The 19,973-nt window shown below is 36.8% G+C and carries 21 protein-coding genes and 1 riboswitch; of the genes, 13 read left to right on the top strand and 8 right to left on the bottom strand.

Translation table 11 applies throughout. From position 1 onward, the window contains the following. Nucleotides 1–149: 149 nt before the first annotated feature. A riboswitch (Lysine riboswitch) is annotated at nucleotides 150–323 on the top strand. An 87-nt stretch (nucleotides 324–410) separates the two neighbouring features. From lysA to CP366_RS05570, 8 genes are all read left to right on the top strand, one after another. Continuing rightward, complete coding sequence (gene lysA, locus CP366_RS05605; protein WP_089147647.1) at nucleotides 411–1,721, top strand: diaminopimelate decarboxylase; 1,311 nt, start codon at nucleotides 411–413, stop codon at nucleotides 1,719–1,721. Nucleotides 1,722–1,735: 14 nt separating this feature from the next. Beyond that, nucleotides 1,736–2,443, top strand: coding sequence for a 2,3,4,5-tetrahydropyridine-2,6-dicarboxylate N-acetyltransferase (gene dapD, locus CP366_RS05600; protein WP_065990403.1), 708 nt, complete (start codon nucleotides 1,736–1,738; stop codon nucleotides 2,441–2,443). A gap of 1 nt (nucleotide 2,444) precedes the next feature. Then, on the top strand, nucleotides 2,445–3,599 hold the full coding sequence (locus CP366_RS05595; RefSeq protein ID WP_089147646.1) for an N-acetyldiaminopimelate deacetylase: 1,155 nt from the start codon (nucleotides 2,445–2,447) through the stop codon (nucleotides 3,597–3,599). A 1-nt stretch (nucleotide 3,600) separates the two neighbouring features. After that, a complete protein-coding gene (gene dapA, locus CP366_RS05590; protein WP_023488385.1) occupies nucleotides 3,601–4,527 on the top strand; it encodes a 4-hydroxy-tetrahydrodipicolinate synthase in 927 nt (308 codons plus the stop codon). A 6-nt stretch (nucleotides 4,528–4,533) separates the two neighbouring features. Beyond that, nucleotides 4,534–5,313 carry a 4-hydroxy-tetrahydrodipicolinate reductase gene (gene dapB, locus CP366_RS05585; protein WP_005718904.1) on the top strand — a complete coding sequence of 260 codons (780 nt, stop codon included), beginning with the start codon at nucleotides 4,534–4,536 and terminating at the stop codon, nucleotides 5,311–5,313. 11 nt (nucleotides 5,314–5,324) lie between these two features. Continuing rightward, nucleotides 5,325–6,500: an aminotransferase class I/II-fold pyridoxal phosphate-dependent enzyme gene (locus CP366_RS05580; protein WP_023488387.1), complete on the top strand. Its 1,176-nt coding sequence runs from the start codon at nucleotides 5,325–5,327 to the stop codon at nucleotides 6,498–6,500. Further along, nucleotides 6,500–7,558: an aspartate-semialdehyde dehydrogenase gene (locus CP366_RS05575; RefSeq protein ID WP_013086190.1), complete on the top strand. Its 1,059-nt coding sequence runs from the start codon at nucleotides 6,500–6,502 to the stop codon at nucleotides 7,556–7,558. The genes CP366_RS05580 and CP366_RS05575 overlap by 1 nt, the downstream gene beginning before the upstream one ends. 162 nt (nucleotides 7,559–7,720) lie before the next feature. Beyond that, nucleotides 7,721–8,764 (top strand): serine hydrolase, encoded by a 1,044-nt coding sequence (locus CP366_RS05570; RefSeq protein ID WP_089147645.1) that lies wholly within the window; start codon nucleotides 7,721–7,723, stop codon nucleotides 8,762–8,764. 42 nt (nucleotides 8,765–8,806) lie between these two features. On the opposite strand, the gene CP366_RS05565 is transcribed toward CP366_RS05570, so the two are convergent. Further along, nucleotides 8,807–10,417 (bottom strand): Mbeg1-like protein, encoded by a 1,611-nt coding sequence (locus CP366_RS05565; RefSeq protein WP_013086192.1) that lies wholly within the window; start codon nucleotides 10,415–10,417, stop codon nucleotides 8,807–8,809. Between the two features lie 335 nt (nucleotides 10,418–10,752). On the opposite strand from CP366_RS05565, the gene CP366_RS05560 reads away from it, so the two are divergent. After that, nucleotides 10,753–11,019, top strand: a complete 267-nt coding sequence (locus tag CP366_RS05560; protein ID WP_005728109.1) for an FMN-binding protein — start codon at nucleotides 10,753–10,755, stop codon at nucleotides 11,017–11,019. Nucleotides 11,020–11,028: 9 nt separating this feature from the next. Next, complete coding sequence (locus CP366_RS05555; protein ID WP_013086193.1) at nucleotides 11,029–11,544, top strand: hypothetical protein; 516 nt, start codon at nucleotides 11,029–11,031, stop codon at nucleotides 11,542–11,544. Between the two features lie 25 nt (nucleotides 11,545–11,569). Here the strand turns inward: CP366_RS05555 and CP366_RS05550 are convergent, their stop codons facing one another. Further along, on the bottom strand, nucleotides 11,570–12,496 hold the full coding sequence (locus tag CP366_RS05550) for a nucleoside hydrolase (RefSeq protein ID WP_005728111.1): 927 nt from the start codon (nucleotides 12,494–12,496) through the stop codon (nucleotides 11,570–11,572). A gap of 130 nt (nucleotides 12,497–12,626) precedes the next feature. Here CP366_RS05550 and CP366_RS05545 point away from each other — a divergent pair, with 130 nt between their 5' ends. Further along, on the top strand, nucleotides 12,627–13,283 hold the full coding sequence (locus tag CP366_RS05545) for a DNA alkylation repair protein (protein WP_060461854.1): 657 nt from the start codon (nucleotides 12,627–12,629) through the stop codon (nucleotides 13,281–13,283). Between the two features lie 63 nt (nucleotides 13,284–13,346). Here CP366_RS05545 and CP366_RS05540 read toward each other — a convergent pair whose 3' ends face one another. Both CP366_RS05540 and CP366_RS05535 read right to left on the bottom strand, forming a co-directional pair. Beyond that, the gene (locus tag CP366_RS05540) at nucleotides 13,347–14,795 is read right to left on the bottom strand and encodes a 6-phospho-beta-glucosidase (RefSeq protein ID WP_089147644.1); all 1,449 of its coding nucleotides are present in this window, start codon (nucleotides 14,793–14,795) and stop codon (nucleotides 13,347–13,349) included. Nucleotides 14,796–14,881: 86 nt separating this feature from the next. Further along, nucleotides 14,882–15,586 carry a GntR family transcriptional regulator gene (locus CP366_RS05535; protein WP_005724582.1) on the bottom strand — a complete coding sequence of 235 codons (705 nt, stop codon included), beginning with the start codon at nucleotides 15,584–15,586 and terminating at the stop codon, nucleotides 14,882–14,884. A 366-nt stretch (nucleotides 15,587–15,952) separates the two neighbouring features. Between CP366_RS05535 and CP366_RS05530 the strand changes: the two genes are divergently transcribed. Both CP366_RS05530 and CP366_RS05525 read left to right on the top strand, forming a co-directional pair. Beyond that, a complete protein-coding gene (locus tag CP366_RS05530; RefSeq protein WP_005718920.1) occupies nucleotides 15,953–16,291 on the top strand; it encodes a PTS sugar transporter subunit IIB in 339 nt (112 codons plus the stop codon). Nucleotides 16,292–16,331: 40 nt separating this feature from the next. After that, complete coding sequence (locus CP366_RS05525) at nucleotides 16,332–16,703, top strand: PTS lactose/cellobiose transporter subunit IIA (protein WP_057726685.1); 372 nt, start codon at nucleotides 16,332–16,334, stop codon at nucleotides 16,701–16,703. A 169-nt stretch (nucleotides 16,704–16,872) separates the two neighbouring features. Here the strand turns inward: CP366_RS05525 and CP366_RS05520 are convergent, their stop codons facing one another. From CP366_RS05520 to CP366_RS05505, 4 genes are all read right to left on the bottom strand, one after another. Continuing rightward, nucleotides 16,873–17,283 (bottom strand): DUF3284 domain-containing protein, encoded by a 411-nt coding sequence (locus tag CP366_RS05520; RefSeq protein ID WP_005721311.1) that lies wholly within the window; start codon nucleotides 17,281–17,283, stop codon nucleotides 16,873–16,875. Nucleotides 17,284–17,385: 102 nt separating this feature from the next. Next, on the bottom strand, nucleotides 17,386–18,867 hold the full coding sequence (locus CP366_RS05515) for a glycoside hydrolase family 1 protein (protein WP_013086199.1): 1,482 nt from the start codon (nucleotides 18,865–18,867) through the stop codon (nucleotides 17,386–17,388). 9 nt (nucleotides 18,868–18,876) lie between these two features. Further along, nucleotides 18,877–19,599: a GntR family transcriptional regulator gene (locus CP366_RS05510; RefSeq protein ID WP_057726970.1), complete on the bottom strand. Its 723-nt coding sequence runs from the start codon at nucleotides 19,597–19,599 to the stop codon at nucleotides 18,877–18,879. Between the two features lie 121 nt (nucleotides 19,600–19,720). After that, nucleotides 19,721–19,963, bottom strand: coding sequence for a hypothetical protein (locus CP366_RS05505; protein ID WP_013437702.1), 243 nt, complete (start codon nucleotides 19,961–19,963; stop codon nucleotides 19,721–19,723). Between the last annotated feature and the right edge of the window lie 10 nt (nucleotides 19,964–19,973).

The following is a 19,973-nucleotide window of genomic DNA, read 5'->3' as shown; positions in this document are numbered from 1 at the left end:
CAGGGAAATAAAATTAAGGAAATATTCATCCTTACACAAACTATTTTACGGTCTCGTAATTTATCACTCTAAATGCCGCATTGTTACAAATAAAATTAAATTTTTATAATAAATTTGTTGACTATATTTTTATAAAATTGTAAACTACAGTCAATCGAAGAGGCGCAGCCGACATAAGTAACAATTCTGAGTTGGGCAAAACGAAGATGAATTGTAAAAGGGGAGGTTGCCGAAGCTGAGTCATGCTAAAGGCTTGAGCTGGGGCGTAGTTGAATAAACTGCGGACTGTCGCGAACAAAATTCGCGGAGCGCTATCGACCATAGATTAAGTAGAAATTAATCCATTGTTTGTTTGGCGCAGACAATGGATTTTTTATTAGCGTTTCGCCTGAAAAAGACAGGAGAACAAAATGAATTCACAAATTGCAGTAGATCAGATTAATGAGCAAGGCCATTTAACGATTGGTGGAGTTGATACAGTAGAATTAGCTCAAAAGTATGGTACGCCATTAGTAGTTTATGATGTCGATCAAATTCGTCGACAAATTCGGGCTTTTAAGAAAGTTTTTGAAGAAGAAAACATGGCCTATGCTGTTAGTTATGCAAGTAAAGCTTTCGCAGCAATCGCAATGTATCAGGTTATTGCAGAAGAGGGAGCATACACTGACGTAGTTTCAGCAGGTGAGTTATTTACTGCAATAAAAGCCAATTTTCCAATGGAGAGAGTTAGCTTTCATGGTAATAATAAATCATTAGCTGAATTGGAAATGGCTGTAAAAAATCATGTTGGCAAAATTATTATTGATAATTTTCATGAGATTCAGTTATTGGCGCAAGTTTTAAAAAAGTACGATGCTACGATTAGTGTCATGTTGCGTATTGCACCAGGGATTTCAGCACATACCCATGAATATGATCAAACAGGTCAGATTGATAGTAAATTTGGCTTTGATCTTGAATCAGGTCAAGCAGAAAAGGCATTAAAACAAGTTCTAGCTAATCCTAGGATGAAAATGTTGGGGATTCATGCTCACATTGGCTCACAGATTTTTGCCTTAAACGGCTTTGAAATGGCAGCACAAAAATTAATGGTAGTAGCGCAAGATTGGCGAGAAAAGTATGGCTATCTTGCACAAGTTATTAATGTTGGTGGCGGTTTTGGGATTAAATATACCCAAGAAGATCATCCATTACGACCAGAAGAATTTGTTAAGACGATTGTTAAGGTGATCAAAACTGAAGCTGAAAAAATGAATTATCCTTTACCTGAAATCGATATTGAACCGGGAAGATCAATTGTTGGTCCAGCCGGTTACAACCTTTATACGGTGGGTAGCCGTAAGGATATTCCAGGTTATCGTTCTTATATTACTGTCGATGGCGGGATGGGAGATAATATTCGCCCTGCACTTTATCAGGCTAAGTATGAAACAGTTTTAGCCACCGATCCACAAGCGCCTTTGACTGAACATGTTCGTATTGCTGGTAAGTATTGCGAGAGTGGCGATATATTAGCAGAAGATCAAGCTTTGCCACAAGTCAAAGCTGGAGACTTGTTAGCGATGTTGGATACAGGTGCATATGGGTATTCAATGGCTTCAAATTATAATCGTAATCCTCGACCAGCAGTGGTATTTGCAGAAAATGGTAAAGCAAAATTAGTCATTAAGCGTGAAAGTTTAGAAGACTTGGTTCATTTAGATCAATCATATTTAAATTAGAAAAGAGAAAAAAGATGGCAAAGTTAGATGCAAAAAGTATTATTGATTACATCGGTAATGCACCAAAAAAGACACCGGTAAAAGTCTTTATTAAAGGAGATTTAGCACAAATTGATTTTCCAAAGAAAATTGAGAATTTTACTGAAGCTCATTCTGGCGTGATCTTTGGTGACTGGAAAGATATTGAACCATTTTTAAAAGAAAATCATCAAATTACGGCCTACCATATTGAAAATGATGCACGAAATTCAGCAGTTCCTTTATTGGACTTCAAAAAAGTTAATGCTCGAATTGAACCAGGAGCTATTATTCGTGATCAAGTGGTAATCGGTAATAATGCAGTAATTATGATGGGTGCCATTATTAATATTGGAGCAGAAATCGGGGCTAATACCATGATTGATATGGGCGTAGTTCTCGGTGGCCGTGCCATTGTTGGACAACATTGTCATATTGGAGCTGGTAGCGTATTGGCTGGTGTAATTGAGCCTGCTTCAGCTAAACCGGTTCAAATTGATGATAATGTCATGATTGGAGCTAATGCAGTTGTGATTGAGGGTGTTCATGTAGGTGAAGGAGCCGTTATTGCAGCCGGAGCAGTAGTTACTCATGATGTGCCAGCACATACGATGGTAGCGGGTGTTCCTGCTAAAATTATTAAAAAAGTTGATGAAAAAACTAGTAGTAAGACGGAACTAGAAGATAATCTGAGAAAGTTATAAAATGTCAGTTTTAAGTGAAAGTGAGTTAATTCAAATTAGAAGGCATTTACATCAAATACCTGAATTAGCACTAGCAGAAAAAGAAACACATGATTATTTAATCGAGATAATTCAAAAATTTAAGCAAGATTATTTGGAAGTTGAGATACCGTCGACACTGCCTACCGCAATTCTAGTATTAGTTAAAGGAAGAAAACCGCACAGAACGATAGGATATCGTGCTGATATCGATGCTTTACCAGTTACTGAAAAAACTGGACTGGCATTTTCATCAAAACATGAGGGAGTAATGCATGCATGTGGACATGATATTCATATGACCGTGGCATTAGGTTTGTTAAGCTATTTTAGTGAAAATCAGCCACAAGATAATTTGCTTTTTTTCTTTCAGCCAGCCGAGGAAAGCCAAAGTGGTGGGATGCAAGCTTATGAAAAAAGAATTTTTCATGATCAATTTAAACCTGACGAGTTCTATGGCTTGCATGATAACCCCGCTTTGCCTGCTGGTAGCATTGGGTGTCGGATGGGTACACTTTTTGCTGGTACAACTGAAGTCAATATTGATATTTTAGGTAAAAGTGGACACGCAGCTTTTCCGCAAGATGCAAATGATACGGTAGTTGCAGCAGCAAGTTTGATCATGCAGGTTCAAACTATTATTTCACGAAGCATAGATCCAATTAAAAGTGGTGTTATTACTCTAGGCAAAATCGAAGCTGGTACGATTAGAAATGTAATTGCAGGTCAAGCTAGAATTGAGGGCACGATTCGTGGCTTAACTCAAAATATGATTTTGACAATCGATCAACGTCTCAAAGAAATCTGTCTTGGTATTGAGAAAAGCTTTGGTGTAGAAGTGAAGTTAGATTTGAATCAAGGTGGATATTGGCCAGTAGAAAATAACCCACAATTAACCAAGAACTTTATTTCATATATGAAAAGTCAGCCGACGGTTAACTTTATTACTACTGAACCAAAAATGACAGGTGAAGATTTTGGCTTTTTGCTGGCTAAATTCCCTGGGACAATGTTTTGGCTAGGTGTTGGTGATCCTGATTCACAATTGCATACGGCTACACTTAATCCTGATGAGAAAAGCATTCAGCGCGGCGTTGATGCAATCAAAGGATTTTTGATTAATAGAATGAGGCAATAAAATGGCAACATTAATTGATGCAGATTTGTTAACGGCGATTGTTACGCCATTTGATGAGAATCAAAAAATAGATTTTGCCAGTTTAGAAAAGCTGGTTAATTATTTAATTGACCAAGGTTGCAATGGCTTTGTAGTTGGTGGTACGACCGGAGAAACGCCAACTCTGACTCATGATGAAAAGATAGACTTGTACCAGCATTTTGGTCAAATTGTTAATGGACGTGTTCCGGTTATTGCAGGAACGGGCAGTAACGACACTGCAACCACTATCGCCTTCACCAATGAGGTAGCACAAATTAAAGGAATTGATTATGCCTTAGTAGTAGTGCCACCGTACAATAAGCCTGATCAGCGTAGCATGATTGCACATTTTAGTGCTATCAATGAACAAACTAAGATCCCAATTTTGATCTATAACATCCCTGGTCGAACTGGCGTGAAGATGGAAAAAGAAACGGTAGTCCAATTATCACGCCTTAAAAATATTAAGGGAATCAAACAATGTGCATCTTTAGAAGAAATGGAATACATTATTGATCATAAAGATCCTAATTTTTTGGTATTTAGTGGTGAAGATACGCAAGCGTTACCTGCAAGATTACTAGGAGCCAATGGCGTTATTTCCGTAGCTAGCCATTTATATTGCAAACAAATGCGGCGAATGTTTGATGATCTTTATGAAGGAAATTATCCTGAGGCGGGCACGATTCAACGCTGGTTAACGCCGAAAATGCAGGCTTTGTTTATGTATCCTTCACCAGCTCCTGTTAAGGCAGCCTTGAATGCTCAAGGATTTATAGTAGGGGGATGTCGTTTGCCATTAGTCGCTTTAGGTGATGAGGAAAAAGAAAAGTTGGCCCAGCATTTAGGTTTAAATGCTAATGCATTGATGCAAAAGTTGCCACTTAATTTAGGAAAGGATTGGTAAGACGAGATGCCTAAAAAAGTACTAATAGCTGGGTTTACTGGCGCAATGGGGCAAAAGGCTGTTAGTTTAGTTAATCAGCTGCCCAATTTTGAATTGGTGGCTGGATTTGCTCCAAAGGCAGTAAATGAGCCTGAAAGATATCATTTACCTAAAACAGCCCAAATTTTTAACCAATTAAGTCAAATTCCTGACCATGCTGCAGATATTTGGATTGATTTTACTACTCCCGCAGCTGTCTATGACAATGTTTATTTTGCTTTAACGCATCAAATTAAACCTATTGTTGGAACTACTGGCTTGAGTGATGATCAAGAAGCAACTTTGATTGAACTAGCCAAAAAGGAAAAATTAGGTGGTTTAATCGCACCTAATTTTGGAATGTCAGCAGTTTTATTAATGAAGTTTGCTGAAGAAGCTGCTAAGTATTTCCCTGATGTTGAAATTATTGAAATGCATCATGCAGATAAAAAAGATGCACCTTCAGGCACTGCTTTAGCTACTGCAAAAATGATCGCGCAAAATCGTCCTGAACATCAAACTGCGCCTGATGAAACTGAGACTTTAGCCAATGTTCGCGGTGGAGATTATCAAGGAATTAAAATCCATTCAGTACGCTTACCTGGCTATATTGCACATGAGCAAGTTTTATTTGGTGGACCTGGCGAAGCTTTAACCATTAGACAGGATTCATTTGATCGTGATTCCTTTATGAGTGGGGTTAAAGTTGCTTTAGAAAAAGTTGATCAATTAACTGAACTAGTTATTGGCTTAGAGAATATTTTATAAGAGGAAAAATTATGCCAGAATTAGCAAATGACTTGGCTTTAAGTAAGAAGATTCAATCTGTTAAGGCTTCGGGGATTAGGATTTTTGATAATAAAGTTTCAACCATTCCTGGAATTATCAAGCTGACTTTGGGTGAGCCTGATATGAATACACCTGAGCATGTTAAAACAGCTGCAATTGAAAGTATTCGAAATAATGATTCACACTATGCGCCACAAAAGGGAAAATTGGAACTTAGGCAAGCAATTAGCAATTATTTGAAAAAAGCAACTGGAGTAGTTTACGATCCAGAAACTGAAATTGTGGTTACAGTTGGCGCAACTGAAGCAATTAATGCGACACTATTTTCAATTACCAATCCGGGTGATAAGGTTGCTATTCCTACACCGGTATTTTCACTATATTGGCCAGTTGCAACTTTAGCAGATGCAGATTATGTATTAATGAACACGTCAGAAGATAACTTTAAATTAACGCCAGAAAGATTAGAAAGTACACTTAAGGAAGAATCTAATATCAAGGCGGTTATCTTAAACTACCCAGTTAATCCGACAGGAGTTGAATACACCGAAAGCGAAATTAGGGCATTAGCTGAAGTGATAAAAGCACACAATCTGTACGTAATTACTGATGAAATTTACAGTACTTTAACTTATGGCGTTAAGCATTTTTCAATTGCAAGTGTGATTCCTGAACGGGCAATTTATATTTCTGGATTATCTAAGTCACATGCAATGACAGGATACCGACTGGGTTATGTAGCTGGTCCGGCAAAAATTATGGAACAAATTGGTAAAGTCCATGGTTTAATGGTTACGACTACAACTGACTCTTCTCAAGCTGCAGCGACTGAAGCTTTGGAGCATGGATTGGATGATCCAGAAAAATACCGCAAAATATATCAAAGACGGCGCGATTTTGTGTTGGATGAATTAGCTAAGATGGGGATGCAAGCAGTTAAACCACAGGGAGCATTTTATATTTTCGCTAAGATTCCAGCTAAATATGGTAAAAATGATATGCAATTTGCACTGGATTTAGCATTTGAAGCAAAAGTCGGTATTACTCCAGGTAGTGCTTTTGGTCCTGGTGGAGAAGGGTACGTTAGAATGTCATATGCTTCCAGTGATGAAAATCTACATGAAGCGATGGAAAGAATGAAGAATTTTTTGCGAGGAGAAAAATAATGGTGAGAGAATATAATGTTGCAATTCTAGGTGCTACTGGTGCCGTGGGAAGAAGAATGATCGAACAATTGGAACAATCAACGATACCAGTTAAAAGCTTAAAGCTACTCGCATCCTCACGTTCAGCAGGTACAGTTTTAAAATTTAAGGATCAAGATTTGACAGTTGAAGAAACTACACCAGAATCATTTGATGGTGTAGATTTAGTACTTTCCTCAGCTGGTGGTGCAGTGTCAAAGAAGTTTCTGCCGGAAGCCGTTAAGCGTGGTGCTGTCTGTGTTGATAATACATCAGCATTTAGAATGGAACCAGATGTACCACTGGTTGTACCTGAAGTTAATCCAGAAGCATTGAAAAAGCATCACGGCATCATTGCCAATCCAAATTGTTCAACAATTCAAATGGTAATGGCTTTGGAACCAGTTCGAAGAAAATTTGGTTTGAAACAAATTATCGTTTCCACTTATCAAGCTGCTTCAGGAGCAGGGCAAGCAGCAATTGATGAATTAAAAAAGGAAAGTCAAGATTACCTTGATGGTAAAGACATGCAAGCAGATGCTCATATTTTACCTACTAAAGGAGACAAAAAGCATTACCCATTAGCCTTTAATTTGTTACCTCAAATTGATGTTTTAGAAGATAGTGGCTATTCTCATGAAGAATGGAAGATGATTCATGAAACAAAGAAGATCATGCTGAATGACATGAATGCCAAAGATATCAAGGTAACTGCAACTTGTGTTAGGGTTCCTGTGCCAATTTCTCATGGGGAAAGTGTCTACTTTACTGTTGAAGATGAGACTGCAACGGCACAAGATATTAAAGATGCAGTTGCTGCCTTTCCAGGTAATGTTTTGGAAGATGATATTAAACATCAAATTTATCCGCAACCAATTAATGCAACAGGTAAGCGAGAAACTTTTGTTGGCCGCATTCGCCCTGATTATGAAAATAAGGGTGCCTTCAACATGTGGATTGTAGCCGATAATTTGCTTAAGGGTGCTGCATGGAATACGGTTGAAAATGCGGAATACCTAGTTAAGATGAACTTACTATAAAAATTTTAAAAAATAAAAATGAAAGCGCAAACCATGATTAAAAGTGATTTTGCGCTTTTTGATTGTGGTAGAATAGTTCAGGATTAAAAGGAGATTGAAATTTTGAAGACACTAAAAAAGTTCGGGATAGCTTTCATTTTATTTTGTTCATCGTGTTTGATAATGTCAAATCATGCTGTGCAGGCGAAGAGTTATTCAAATAAGCAACTACGGCAATATACGCTTAAGATGATGAAAAAGCATCATTTACGAGGAAGCATTGAAATTGTAAAAAATGGGCATGCTCAACGTGTTAGCTTAGGCTACGGTTATTACAGCAAACGACTGAAAAATGGCAATACAAAATTGCTTTATCCAGTTGGTTCTTTGCAAAAGATGGTTACTGCTGCAATAATTACACAGTTAATCTACCAGAAGAAATTCAATCAGAATACTAAGATTTCACGCTGGTATCCAAATTTGAAGCATGCAAACCAAATTACGGTGGGGCAGTTAATGACACATACCTCAGGAATTAACGTAATTGGAACAGAATCTAATCATGGAGTTAATTTTTCTGAAAATGGCGCGATCAATTGGACAATTGCCCAAGCCAATGCACGAGAAAATACGGGACGCAGTAAATTTAATTACAATAATGCTAACTATGTTTTGCTGGCAGGCATTATCAGTAAAGTAACGGGAAAGTCTTATGCTGCTAATGTGAAACAGCGGGTTATTCGACCATTGAAGTTGAAGCAAACCTATATTTACCAACAAATTCCGCGGTCAAAGACTGATGCGATTTCATATCTTTATTCTGGTGGTAAAAATTACAGTGCTAGTGCCTATGCTAATCGTAATGTTGTTTCTCAATTGCCTGGTGCTGGGAATCTATTTTCAACGGCTAATGATTATTATAAAATCCAATCAGGTATGCAAAATGGCAAGATTCTGACTAAAAAACAGTTCCATTATCTTGGTCATTTAAGTTCTAAGGTTAATACTTACTCAGGTGGTTTTTATCTGAAAAAGAATCAAACTTTAAAAGTCGCTTATGGCAATTTTGGTGATACCCACTTTGTTAACTGGATGCAACTGACTACTGATAATCAGAATGGAATTGTAATGTTTTTGAATCAAACTTATGGTAGTAAAAATCATATTCGTGCAATCGGGTATAACATTTTAAAGCATATAAAGGCTAATACCTTTATTAAGGGCTAAGAAAAAAGCTTGTTAACTGATATTGAAGTTAACAAGCTTTTTTTAACGATGATTTTTAGGCATTTTGCTGCGCTGGCCAAATAATTCGCCAACTAACTTGAAGAAGCCGTAAGCAATTAGCAAAATACCGATAATAATAATTGCTCTCCGATTAAAGGCACTAGGGTTAACCACTACGATAATTCCTAAAGCAAAAGCAATTAATGCCTCGATCGCTACAATAGTAATCTGAAAAATTCCGGGTAATTTACGAAAGACTAGTTGCCTAATTCGAATGTAGGAATAGATAATTAAGAATAGTCCTAAGAAGTAGTGAGCTAAGAAAATTAGTAGACGGTTATTAGAAATTAACGCGGTTGATAAAGCAAAAACTACTAAATACGAAATAATAAAGAAGTTTTTTTGTCGGTCTTTTAGACTAGATTTTGCCGTTGTTAAAATTTGGTGAACACTGAAACCAATCCCCGTGAAGGCAACTAGGGCGCCAAAAGCGCGCACTGCATATTGGGGTAGAGTTAGACTAATGATTCCTAATACTACCAGCACCCAACCAACAATTGTGTCTGTTGAGAAAAGCGCTTTGGTCAGTTGCTGGCTCTTGATCGTCTGCCAAATGCTGGAAAATAATGAACCAAAGACGAAACGGGTTCGCCGAGATGAATCAGCCAGTGAAAACAAAATTGCACCAAAACCGCCAAAACCATTTTTATCAAGTTCGTTGATCTTAGTTGCGCCGCTAGAGCTTAAAGCAGAGAAGAGGTCATTAGTTAAAGACTCACGTTCTTCTAGGGTGGCGTTACCAATCCATTGATTGATTAGTTGATTATATACTTGAGATTGAGCATTGCGGTGGCGTCTGGTGTCGAAGTTAGAACCGATTATTTGCCAGGAAAAAGCATCGTGTTGGCTTAATCCCTTGCGAGTACTACCAACAATAGTGGCTGGAATATTTTTCGACTCAAACAAGCGACCGATGACGCTAAAGTCTGGCACAAAGCGGCGTAGAGTATTTTGCAAATACTTATTAGGGAGCTGAGCACCAACTTCTTCTGCAATTCCAGGTGAATCAAAGGTATAAATACGTTTGATTCTTTTTCTTAATTTGGGCTCAATATTAATGGCAGCATATTCAGCTAAATTGCCACCTTTTGAGTGACCGCCTAAGTAATAATCTTGATCATCAGCTTTGAGAATAGTTTCGAGCAATTTTACTGCTTGTTGTTGGGCTACAGTGATTTTAAAACTAATTTCAAAATCTTCTTTCCAGCCAATTAGTGAATCGTCAGTCCCACGAAAAGCAATAAAGTTGGTCCCATCAGTTAGTTCAATTTTGATTGCACTAAATTGAGTATGTTCAGTTAACGTACTAATAAAATACGACAGTTTTGCATTTTTAAAGCGGTCTGCATGAGCCATTAATTTAAATAGTTCTTGGTATTGCAAATTATCATAACGAGGATGATCATCTGCAAAATAGAGCTTGGCAGCCTTCTCTAAACTAATTGTCGTTCCGTTACTTTTAACAATACCTGGTAATTCAAGATAAGAAAAAATAGATAAAACAAGTGCATCAATATCATTAAAAGGCGATGTTGAGAAGTCAACGTCACCACGCCATTTTAAATATGTAAGAATATTATTATCTGGATACATGCTTTACCTTCTTTAAATATAACTTTATAATTCCATTTCAATTTTAACGTAACTTATAAAGGATAGTGCAAGAAAAAAGCCCTTTTGAGAAATTTTCAAAAGAACTTAGGATTTGATATAACATCAGTTATTTATTGTGGTATAATAAAACAGGTAGAAGGGGATTCTACTACCTGCACATGGGTCATAATAAGGACTTATAAAAACAATCAAGACCCAAGAAATAGTATATCAATATGATATACTAAACACAATATCTTTGTGGCTTTTTTTAGGAATACTGTTATATTTATTATATAGCAGTATTTTTCGTTTTATAAAAAAGAGGAAAAAGGATGTTAAAAGAAGGAACATATAGTGCCCGTGCACGCGGCATGGCAGGCTTTGTAGGTGTGACATTAACTGTAGCTGATAATAAAATTTCAACTGTAGATTTAGATTTATCTACGGAAACGCCGCAGTATGGTCAAAAAGCAGAAAAAACATTAAAGCAGGAAATTTTGGATAAACAATCTGCTGATATCGACGCTGTTACTGGTGCAACATTTACTTCCAATGGGGTTAAAGAGGCTACAAGCGAAGCCTTAAAACAGGCAAAGTAGGAGATAACTGTGCACGTTACTACATATTTCATCATTGCTGTAATTATTCTAGTAGTATTTTTGTTATTCAGATCAGAGCACAAGTTTGAATTCTTAAAGGCTGCAATTTTATTTGTCATTCAGCTGTGTTGTTCAACAATTAATTTCTTAATTTTCATGGTAATTGCGTATTTGATCATGAGTCAATGGGACCATGTTAATTTGGGAAACTTGTTTTTGCTGTTAGCAGCATTTGTTGTACTTTCAGGTGTTTTTGTTTATTGGGGGATGCGACTGGCTAGCAAAATTTTTAAGTTTTCGACAACTACACTCACTTTGGTAGAATATTATATTCAGTGGTCGTTAATATATGTTACAGTTTATCAAGCGATATTTAGTAACATAAAACATATTACTTCAATTACAAACTTCATCAGAGTAGGTAATTTTTTAGATCCAAATTTGTTTGTAGTTGTGATACTGCCATCATTCATTTCGGTTTGGATTGCGGTAATTCTTTACAAAAAGTCAATTAAGGCAATATAAAAAAGAGGCGTGAGCCTCTTTTTTGTTATTTTCTTTCTAAAATTTCATCCATCTTTTGGAAGAAGAGATCCTTATTGGCTTTAGTAACAAGGGTTACTTCTCTTCCTTTAGGATCCCGTACAAAGCTTCCTGCACTTAACCCATCAGTGATGACTCTTGCTTTAGCCGTTTCGGTTTCAACAACTTCTGGATATAGTGCGCTGATTGTAGTTAGCACATCCCAAAGATAGAGTTCGGCTGATGGTATAGATACGATTAGACTATAGCCTTGTCCTATCAAGTCCATTGCAGGATATTTGCGTAAACTTGCCCAGTGCTGGCGCAACTCATCGTTAAGTGGTAATTCTTCCGTACTTTCTAATCCGACCATCTGAATTGGAATATTTGATTCAAATACGCGTTTAACTGCGTATGGATCCCAAAACGAGTTCCATTCTTGACTACCGTCAGCGTTAACCATAGCAACGTTGCCGTGCCCATCAAGAGAACCACCCATCCAATAAAGTTTTTCAATGTTTTTCTCAATGTCGGGATCGACATCTAAAGCGCGAGCTAGGTCAGTTAACGGACCTGTCATAACTAAAGCGATAGGCTCGTCTGCTTCTTTAATTTTTTCGACCATGTCTAAATGAGCAGGAAGCTTTGCCTGTTGCGTATCAATCTTGCCACTTTCATTGAGCATGGGAAGATAATTAAATGAATAAGTTGCCATCCGCCACTCGTGAGGAAATTGGTTGACTGCACGTGAGTTGGAACGAGCAATAGTCAAATCATCACCACGTAAGTTAAAAAGATCGGTCATTTTGCGACATGCTTCAACACTAGGATCAATGTAGCCGTCTGCATCAATTGCACCAACGCCTAAAAGTTTGATATCTGGTGCTTGTAGTAAGAGCAGATAAGATACTAAATCATCGATATTACCATCATGGTTAAAATAAATTTGTTTCATTGTTTATGCCTTTCTTAATATAGATACTTTTATTCTACCAAGATTTTAGTTGAAATGATCGGGAAGATGATTATTTTTACGATAAGCGTCTCTAGAATTTGGAGACCTCTTTTTGTGCTAAAATAAAAAAATGAATATTGAAACATTAAAAAAAGAATTTAGCGCTCGGGCAAATGAAGAAAAGGCCAATCATCTTGTTGGTTACATGCGAAATCAATTTCTATTCTATGGCCTACAAACACCAGAACGTAGGGCGATTTATCATAATTTTTTGAAAGATGAAAAGAAGAAAAAAGAAGTTGACTGGAAGTTGCTAGACCAGGCATGGGATGAAGAACAACGCGAATTGCAATATTTTGCCTGTGATTATTTATTGGCAATGAAAAAGTATATTGTTTTTGATGATTTAGCTAAAATTGAGCGTTTTGTTAGAACAAAGCAATGGTGGGATACGATTGACTCATTAATCAAAATTTATGGCTATGTTGGCTTAACGGATAATCGAGTAGACGATCTAATGCTCAAGTGGTCGCAAGATCCAGATTTCTGGGTAAGAAGGGTCGCGATTGAGCATCAATTATTGCGTAAAAAGAAAATGAACACCGCGTTATTACAAAAAATTATTGAAAATAATCTTGATAGTCAGGAGTTTTTTATCAATAAGGCAATTGGCTGGGCTTTGCGTGATTACTCTAAGACCAATCCAGATTGGGTGCGTAACTTCATTGAACTGCATCGAGAGCATTTAGCTAAATTGAGTATTAAAGAAGGCAGTAAATATTTATAAAATAAAAAACTGATATTCAATGATTAAAGTCTGAATATCAGTTTTTTGCTATTAATAGTTTAATTAATCTAAGTCTTGACCGTTAGATTCGATAACTTTCTTGTACCAGAAGAATGAGTCCTTACGTGAACGAGCCAATGTACCTTCACCAGCATCGTTTTTATCAACGTAGATAAAGCCGTAGCGCTTATCCATTTGACCAGTACCTGCAGAAACAAGGTCAATACAGCCCCATGGTAAGTAGCCCATTAAGTTAACTCCATCGAGTTCAACTGCCTTTTCCATTTCTGAAATATGGTTTCTTAAGTAGTCAATTCTGTAGTCATCGTGAATTGACCCATCAGTTTCAACTTTATCGTAAGCTCCAAGACCATTTTCAACGATGAATAATGGTTTGTGATAACGGTCTTGCAATTGATTTAATGCAATTCTTAAGCCTTCTGGGTCAATTTCCCAGCCCCAATCGCTACGCTTTAAGGTTGGATTCTTAGCAACAGCTTTAGCCAAATCAGTTAATTCATCAGGTTTAACTTTTTCGCTAGAAACGGTAGTAGTCTGATAGTAGGAGAAGCCAACGTAGTCAACGGTGCCTTCCTTTAGGACAATTTTATCTTCATCAGTTATATCAGGACGATAGCTATTTCGTTCAATGTAGGCTTCAACTGCATTTGGATATTCACCAAAAACATGTACATCTGAGAACCAGTCACGGCGTTGCTCCCATTTATCAGCTAAAAGGACATCATCACTTGATGGAGTGAGCGGACGTACAGGTGAGTAGTTAATCATACAACCGATTTGGAAATCAGGATTAATCTTGTGACCAATCTTAACAGCTAAGGCTGAAGCAACCAATTCATAGTGACCTGCTTGATACATGGCGGCTTCTTTATCTCTGTCAGTCATGCCATCTTTGAACAAAATGCCTGAGTTAGTAGCCATCAAGAAATCATTATTGAATGCAGACTGATTATCAATTTCGTTAAAGGTCATCCAGTACTTAACTTTATTCTTGTAGCGTTTGAAGCAAACTTCTGCAAAACGAACGAAGAAATCGATTACTTTTCGGTTGGTAAAACCACCATAGTTTTTAGCTAAATTAAAAGGCATTTCAAAGTGGGAGAGGGTAATAACGGGTTCAATGCCGTATTCATGACAAGTATCAAATAAATCGTCATAGAACTTTAAACCTTCCTCGTTAGGTTCGGCTTCATCACCATTAGGAAAGATTCTTGTCCAGGCAATTGAAGTTCTAAAAGCCTTGAAGCCCATTTCAGCCATTAATTTAATGTCTTCTTTGTAGTGATGATAAAAATCAATGGCTGAGTGATTAGGATAATTCTTGCCTTCAAGAACACCGTCAGTAATTTCACGTGGTTTAGTAGCTGAACCAACGGTCATTACATCAGCAACAGAAGTACCTTTTCCTCCTTCTTTCCAAGCACCTTCAAGTTGGTGGGCAGCAACTGCACCACCCCATAAAAAGTTTTTAGGCATTTTTGCTGAATACATTAAATTTTTCCTCACTTTCTTGTATGTAATTGGAAACGCTTACGAGAGCCATTTTGCCATAATTGATTTTTTTAATCAAGTAACACTTATTTGCCATTAACTGTTAAATCACCACGGTCATAGCGATTACGTGACTCAGAAATTTCAAAAGGTCGTCCGTCTTCAAGGAATGCCTTTTGCTGAATACATAAAACAGGATCATCATTTTTACATTCAAGATACTTCATATCATATGCATCAGATTTTTCAGCTGTAATAATGCGATCTGCTCGGCCGATCTTAAGCCCAAGATCATTTTGAATATAAGAGTAGATTGACTTGTGCAAAATATCTAGGGTGATACCGGGGATGCGGCTAACTGGCATCACGGTATATTCTAATTTAGCTGGCTTTTTATTTAAAATTCGTTGTCTAATAATATCGTAAACTTCGTCATCTTTTTCTAAACAAAGAGCTTTTCGTTCACTAATACTAGGTTTGCGAATGTTAAAGGCAATCACATTACTGGTTATTGCGAGAGCATTATTGACGTGACGAGTAAAGCCGGTATGCTCATTGACATCAGAATTAAGAAAAATGTCGGGAATAGACTTGCTTGTAATAAAGGTCCCATGTCCCTTGACAGTCCGTATTAATTTTTTATTTTGTAAAATCTTTAAGGCGTGAACGATTGTGACCCGACTAGTTTGATATTTTTGGGCCAGTTCAAATTGTTCAGGTAGTTTTCTTGTATATTTTTTCTCAATAATATCTTTTTCTATATCATTGGCAATGTCTTGATAGCGACTCAAGATTCTGCCTCCTTTCTATTGTAAAGGAATAAATTACATATACATTCTAACAGTATCCATTTATTAATTGAAAGCGTTTGCTAAAAAATAATTTATTTTTTATGTTAAAGCATACGTATGCAAAGGACTTTGCTTAACATGCTGAGGATATGTATTTGAAAATGCTTACAAAGGGTATATAATATTCGCTGTCAGGAGATAAAAGTATATATCTTTTGCTTGAGATGATTATATAAGCATGGTAAGACTAAGACGTGCATGTATAATTTTTTGTTTACAAATCAATGAAAGCGCTTTATAATAATTGGTGTAGATCAATAAAAGCTAATTAAACTATAAAATAAAAATTTCAGGAGGAAATTTATTATGGCTGAACAAACTATCATGTTAAATTGTAGTGCTGGTATGAGTACTTCACTCTTAGTAACTAAGATGCAAGCTGCTGCTAAGGAACAAGGTATTGATGCAGAAATCTTTGCTTGCCCAGCATCAGAAGCTGATGACAAGATGGCACAACAAGAAATCGATTGTGTACTTCTTGGGCCTCAAGTAAGTTACATGAAGGGTGACTTCGAAAACAAGGTTAAAGGTAAGGGTAAAGACGGTAAGGACATTCCTTTAGACGTAATTAATATGCAAGATTACGGCATGATGAATGGTGCTAACGTTTTGGCACAAGCTGAAAAATTGATCAAAGGTGAATAATTAATTAGCTAAAATAGCTAAGGAAAGTGAGACAGATTTTATGGCAGAAGAAAAGAAAACTCCAGAACAAAAAGAACAAGAGACTTTAATGGCTGCTATGGGTTTAATTGCCAATGGTGGTAATGCAAAGAGTTTAGCCTTTGAAGCAATTCGCTTGGCTAAAAAAGGCGATATTGTAGGTGCTCGTGAAAAGTTGAAGGAAAGTGACAAATCACTTCTTGAAGCTCACAATTCACAAACCGGCATGTTAACTAAAGAAGCTCAAGGCGACCACATGCATGTAACTTTGTTGGTAGTTCACTCTCAAGATCACTTGATGAATGCTATCACTTTTAGAGATTTAGCTGGAGAAATGGTTGATCTTTACGAAAAGCTGTATGAATCTGGCTCTCTTAAAAAAGAAGATAAGTAATCGCTGAAAATGAAAATAACTCCTGCGAATGCGGGAGTTATTTTTTTCGATAATTTTTGCCTGATTTGTGCTTAAATATAATTATTAGGCAAGAAATGAGACGAAGAAAGACCATAACTACAACACAATTAGAAGTAGTTATGGTCTTTTTGCTGCTGAGATGGCGATTTTAAGCTGCAATATTAGCTAAAACATTGTCACCCATTCGTCTTAATTCTTTCTTTGCGCCCATCTTTAATTGGAAATTGTAAAACATAGTTTGGAGTTTGCCGTGTTTCTCGCGGTCAAAGCTAAGCATGTCTTCAGAAAAGGTGATTTTTACGCCTTGATCGTTATCCTCAGTGACATATTTAATCACTAATTCCATTCGATCTGTCTTAAAATGAGCCCCATAGACCTTGTTTCTTTCGTAATCGGTTAATTCTACTTGGGCACCATCCACCTCGTATTTAGTACCTTTAGCAAGCGTTACCGGCATGTCATTACCACGAGCTTTTTTAATAGCAGGAATTAATTGTTCTTCAAGGTAATCAAAGAAATCCTTAGCCTTGAAGTTGAATTGTTTAGTAATTGTAATCATACTTTTCCTTCTCTCATCTATATTACTTATGCTTTCATCATATCTTTTTAGAAAAATAGAGTCTAGCACTTTTTAGCTAGGCTCTACTTATAAATAAAAGTTTTAGTCTAAATCCTCACCATTTGAGGTGATAACTTTTTTATACCAGTAGAATGAATCTTTAGGATAACGCTTGAGTGAGCCATTGCCACGGTCATCACGATCAACATAGACAAAACCATAGCGTTTCTTCATCTCACCAGTCCCATTTGAGACAAGATCGATTGCTGACCAGGTAGTGTATCCCATCAAATCGACACCATCAATTGTGACAGCATCCCGCATTGATTTGATCTGGTCTCGTAAGTAATCAATACGATAGTTATCATGAATTGAGCCATCTTTTTCAAGGGTGTCAGCAGAACCTAAACCATTTTCTACTACCCATAGAGGCTTGTGGTAACGATCCCAGAGCTCATTTAGGCCGATTCGCAAAACATCTGGATCAGTTGCCCAGCCCCAAGCATTACTCTCAAGATATGGGTTAACTACACCACCAGCAGAAACATTACCGTTAGCTTTAGCATCGGCTTCATGAGTGGTTAAAACGTTTGAGGTATAGCAAGAAAAACTTAAGAAATCTGCCGGATATTTAGCGATTAATTCATAATCTTCTGGTGTATCATTAAGCTTAATCCCATCACGTTCATATTTCTTAAGACGATAGTTAGGGTAGCGGCCGCCAGTTTGAACATCACTGTAGAAGAGCATCTCTTGCTTGGCTTCCATCACTTTAAGTTGATCAGCAGGATCACAAGTGTAAGGGTAGTAGGCAGAATAAGCTAACATTTGGCCAACACGGTTGTTGGGATCAATTTCATGGGCTAATTTAACTACCTTAGCGCTAGCTACGAATTGATTGTGAGCACCTTGAGCACGATTTTGTTCGCTACCATCGATTAAGCCGCCACCCATATAAGGAGCCATGTCCATGGCGTTGATTTCGTTAAAAGTAAGCCAATATCTAACTTTGCCTTTGTAGTGCTTCATCACGATATCAGAGTAGTGAACGAAAGCATCGATTAAATGGCGATCTTTCCAGCCACCGTAGCGGGTAATTAAAGAAAGAGGTGTCTCATAGTGGGATAAAGTTACCAGTGGTTCAATGCCATACTTAGCACATTCATCAAATACTTTATCGTAAAAGGCTAATCCGTCTTCATTAGGTTGTTCGTCATCACCATTTGGCAAAATTCTGGACCAGTTCATTGATAGCCTGAAAACATCAAAGCCCATGTCGGCCATTAATTTAATATCTTCTTGATAGTGGTGATAAAAGTCCGTTCCTTGGTGGCTAGGGTAGTAGTAACCGTCTAAAATAGTTGGAACAGCACCTTCAGGTAGACTAAATTCCTGCCCCCAAACTAGAGGCGTAGCTCCAGTTTCACCATTAGGCTTTTTCCAAGTTACCTTACGCGGTTCAGTTGCTGAGCCATTAGTTAAAACGTCAACAGCATTTAAACCCTTGCCGCCTTCATCATAACCACCTTCATATTGGTTAGCTGCAGTAGCGCCACCCCAAGTAAATTCTTTTGTAAATGACATATATTACCTCTAAAAACGATTATTATCTAACAATACATAATCACGGGTATCGTAACGATTCTTGCTGACAGAATATTCGACAGGTTGACCATTAGTAAGCCAAATAATCTGTTCTAATTCAAGAATAGGATCATCTTTTTTGGCATTTAAATATTTTTGATCATATTCGTCTGCTTTATTAGCACGAATCTTACGATAAGCGTGTCCAAATTTTAAATTAAGATTCTTATGGATGTAATCATAAATTGATTTATGCAAAATGTTTTCATCAAGATCAGGAATTAATTTAACCGGCATGTAAGTATGCTCAAGGGTAAGTGGTTTATCATTATAAAGTCTTAAACGAACAATATTATAAATCGGTTCTGTTTTTTTGATTTCAAGATTTCTTTGCATTTGTTCATCAGGAAACTCTACAGAGAAATGAATAATTTGACTCTTAATGGCATCTTTACCCATTTGATTTCTTAAACCAATGAATGCGTTAGCTGGAGCATCAACTTTTTCCTTAATTGGAATTTCTCCAGTAACGAAGGTGCCAAGTCCGGATTGTTTATAAACCAGACCCTGTCGTTCAAGACCATCAAATGCTTTTTTGACAGTTAAGCGACTGACATTAAATTCTTGAGCAAATGTCTCTTGATCGGGAAGAGGCTCTTGCTTATTGTAGATGCCTTGTTTAATTCTTTTTCTTAATTCATTTGCTACTTCTAGATATTTTGCCTTTGCCATGTTTTTCCATTCTATTTCTATATTAGATTTATATTTTTATTATATAGCAAAGTCTATACTTTAGTAAAAAAGAGACATTATTTTACTATTTTTATAGCCTAACAACGTCTCTTTTTATGAATTATTTCAAATCTTTAATACCTTGATCAATTGCATCATCACAGTCAATAGGGAGTCGTAAAACCATTTGACCATCAATTTCAATTCCTTTAGGGATTTGGATAACACCAGGGAAGTGATATCCATGATGAGCTTTGGTTTCATCATCTAAGTATACAGATACTTGACCATCGGCTTTGACGCCAATTTTATAATGATGACCGTCACGATCAAATTCATTTACAATTTTTTCTTCATTATTCAATTTTAAATAC

Origin of the sequence: Lactobacillus sp. UMNPBX15 (genome assembly GCF_002553785.1) — a bacterium.
GTDB lineage: Bacteria > Bacillota > Bacilli > Lactobacillales > Lactobacillaceae > Lactobacillus > Lactobacillus crispatus.
The sequence above is the reverse complement of the archived record's forward strand: the minus strand, read 5'-3'. Positions and strand labels throughout refer to the sequence as shown.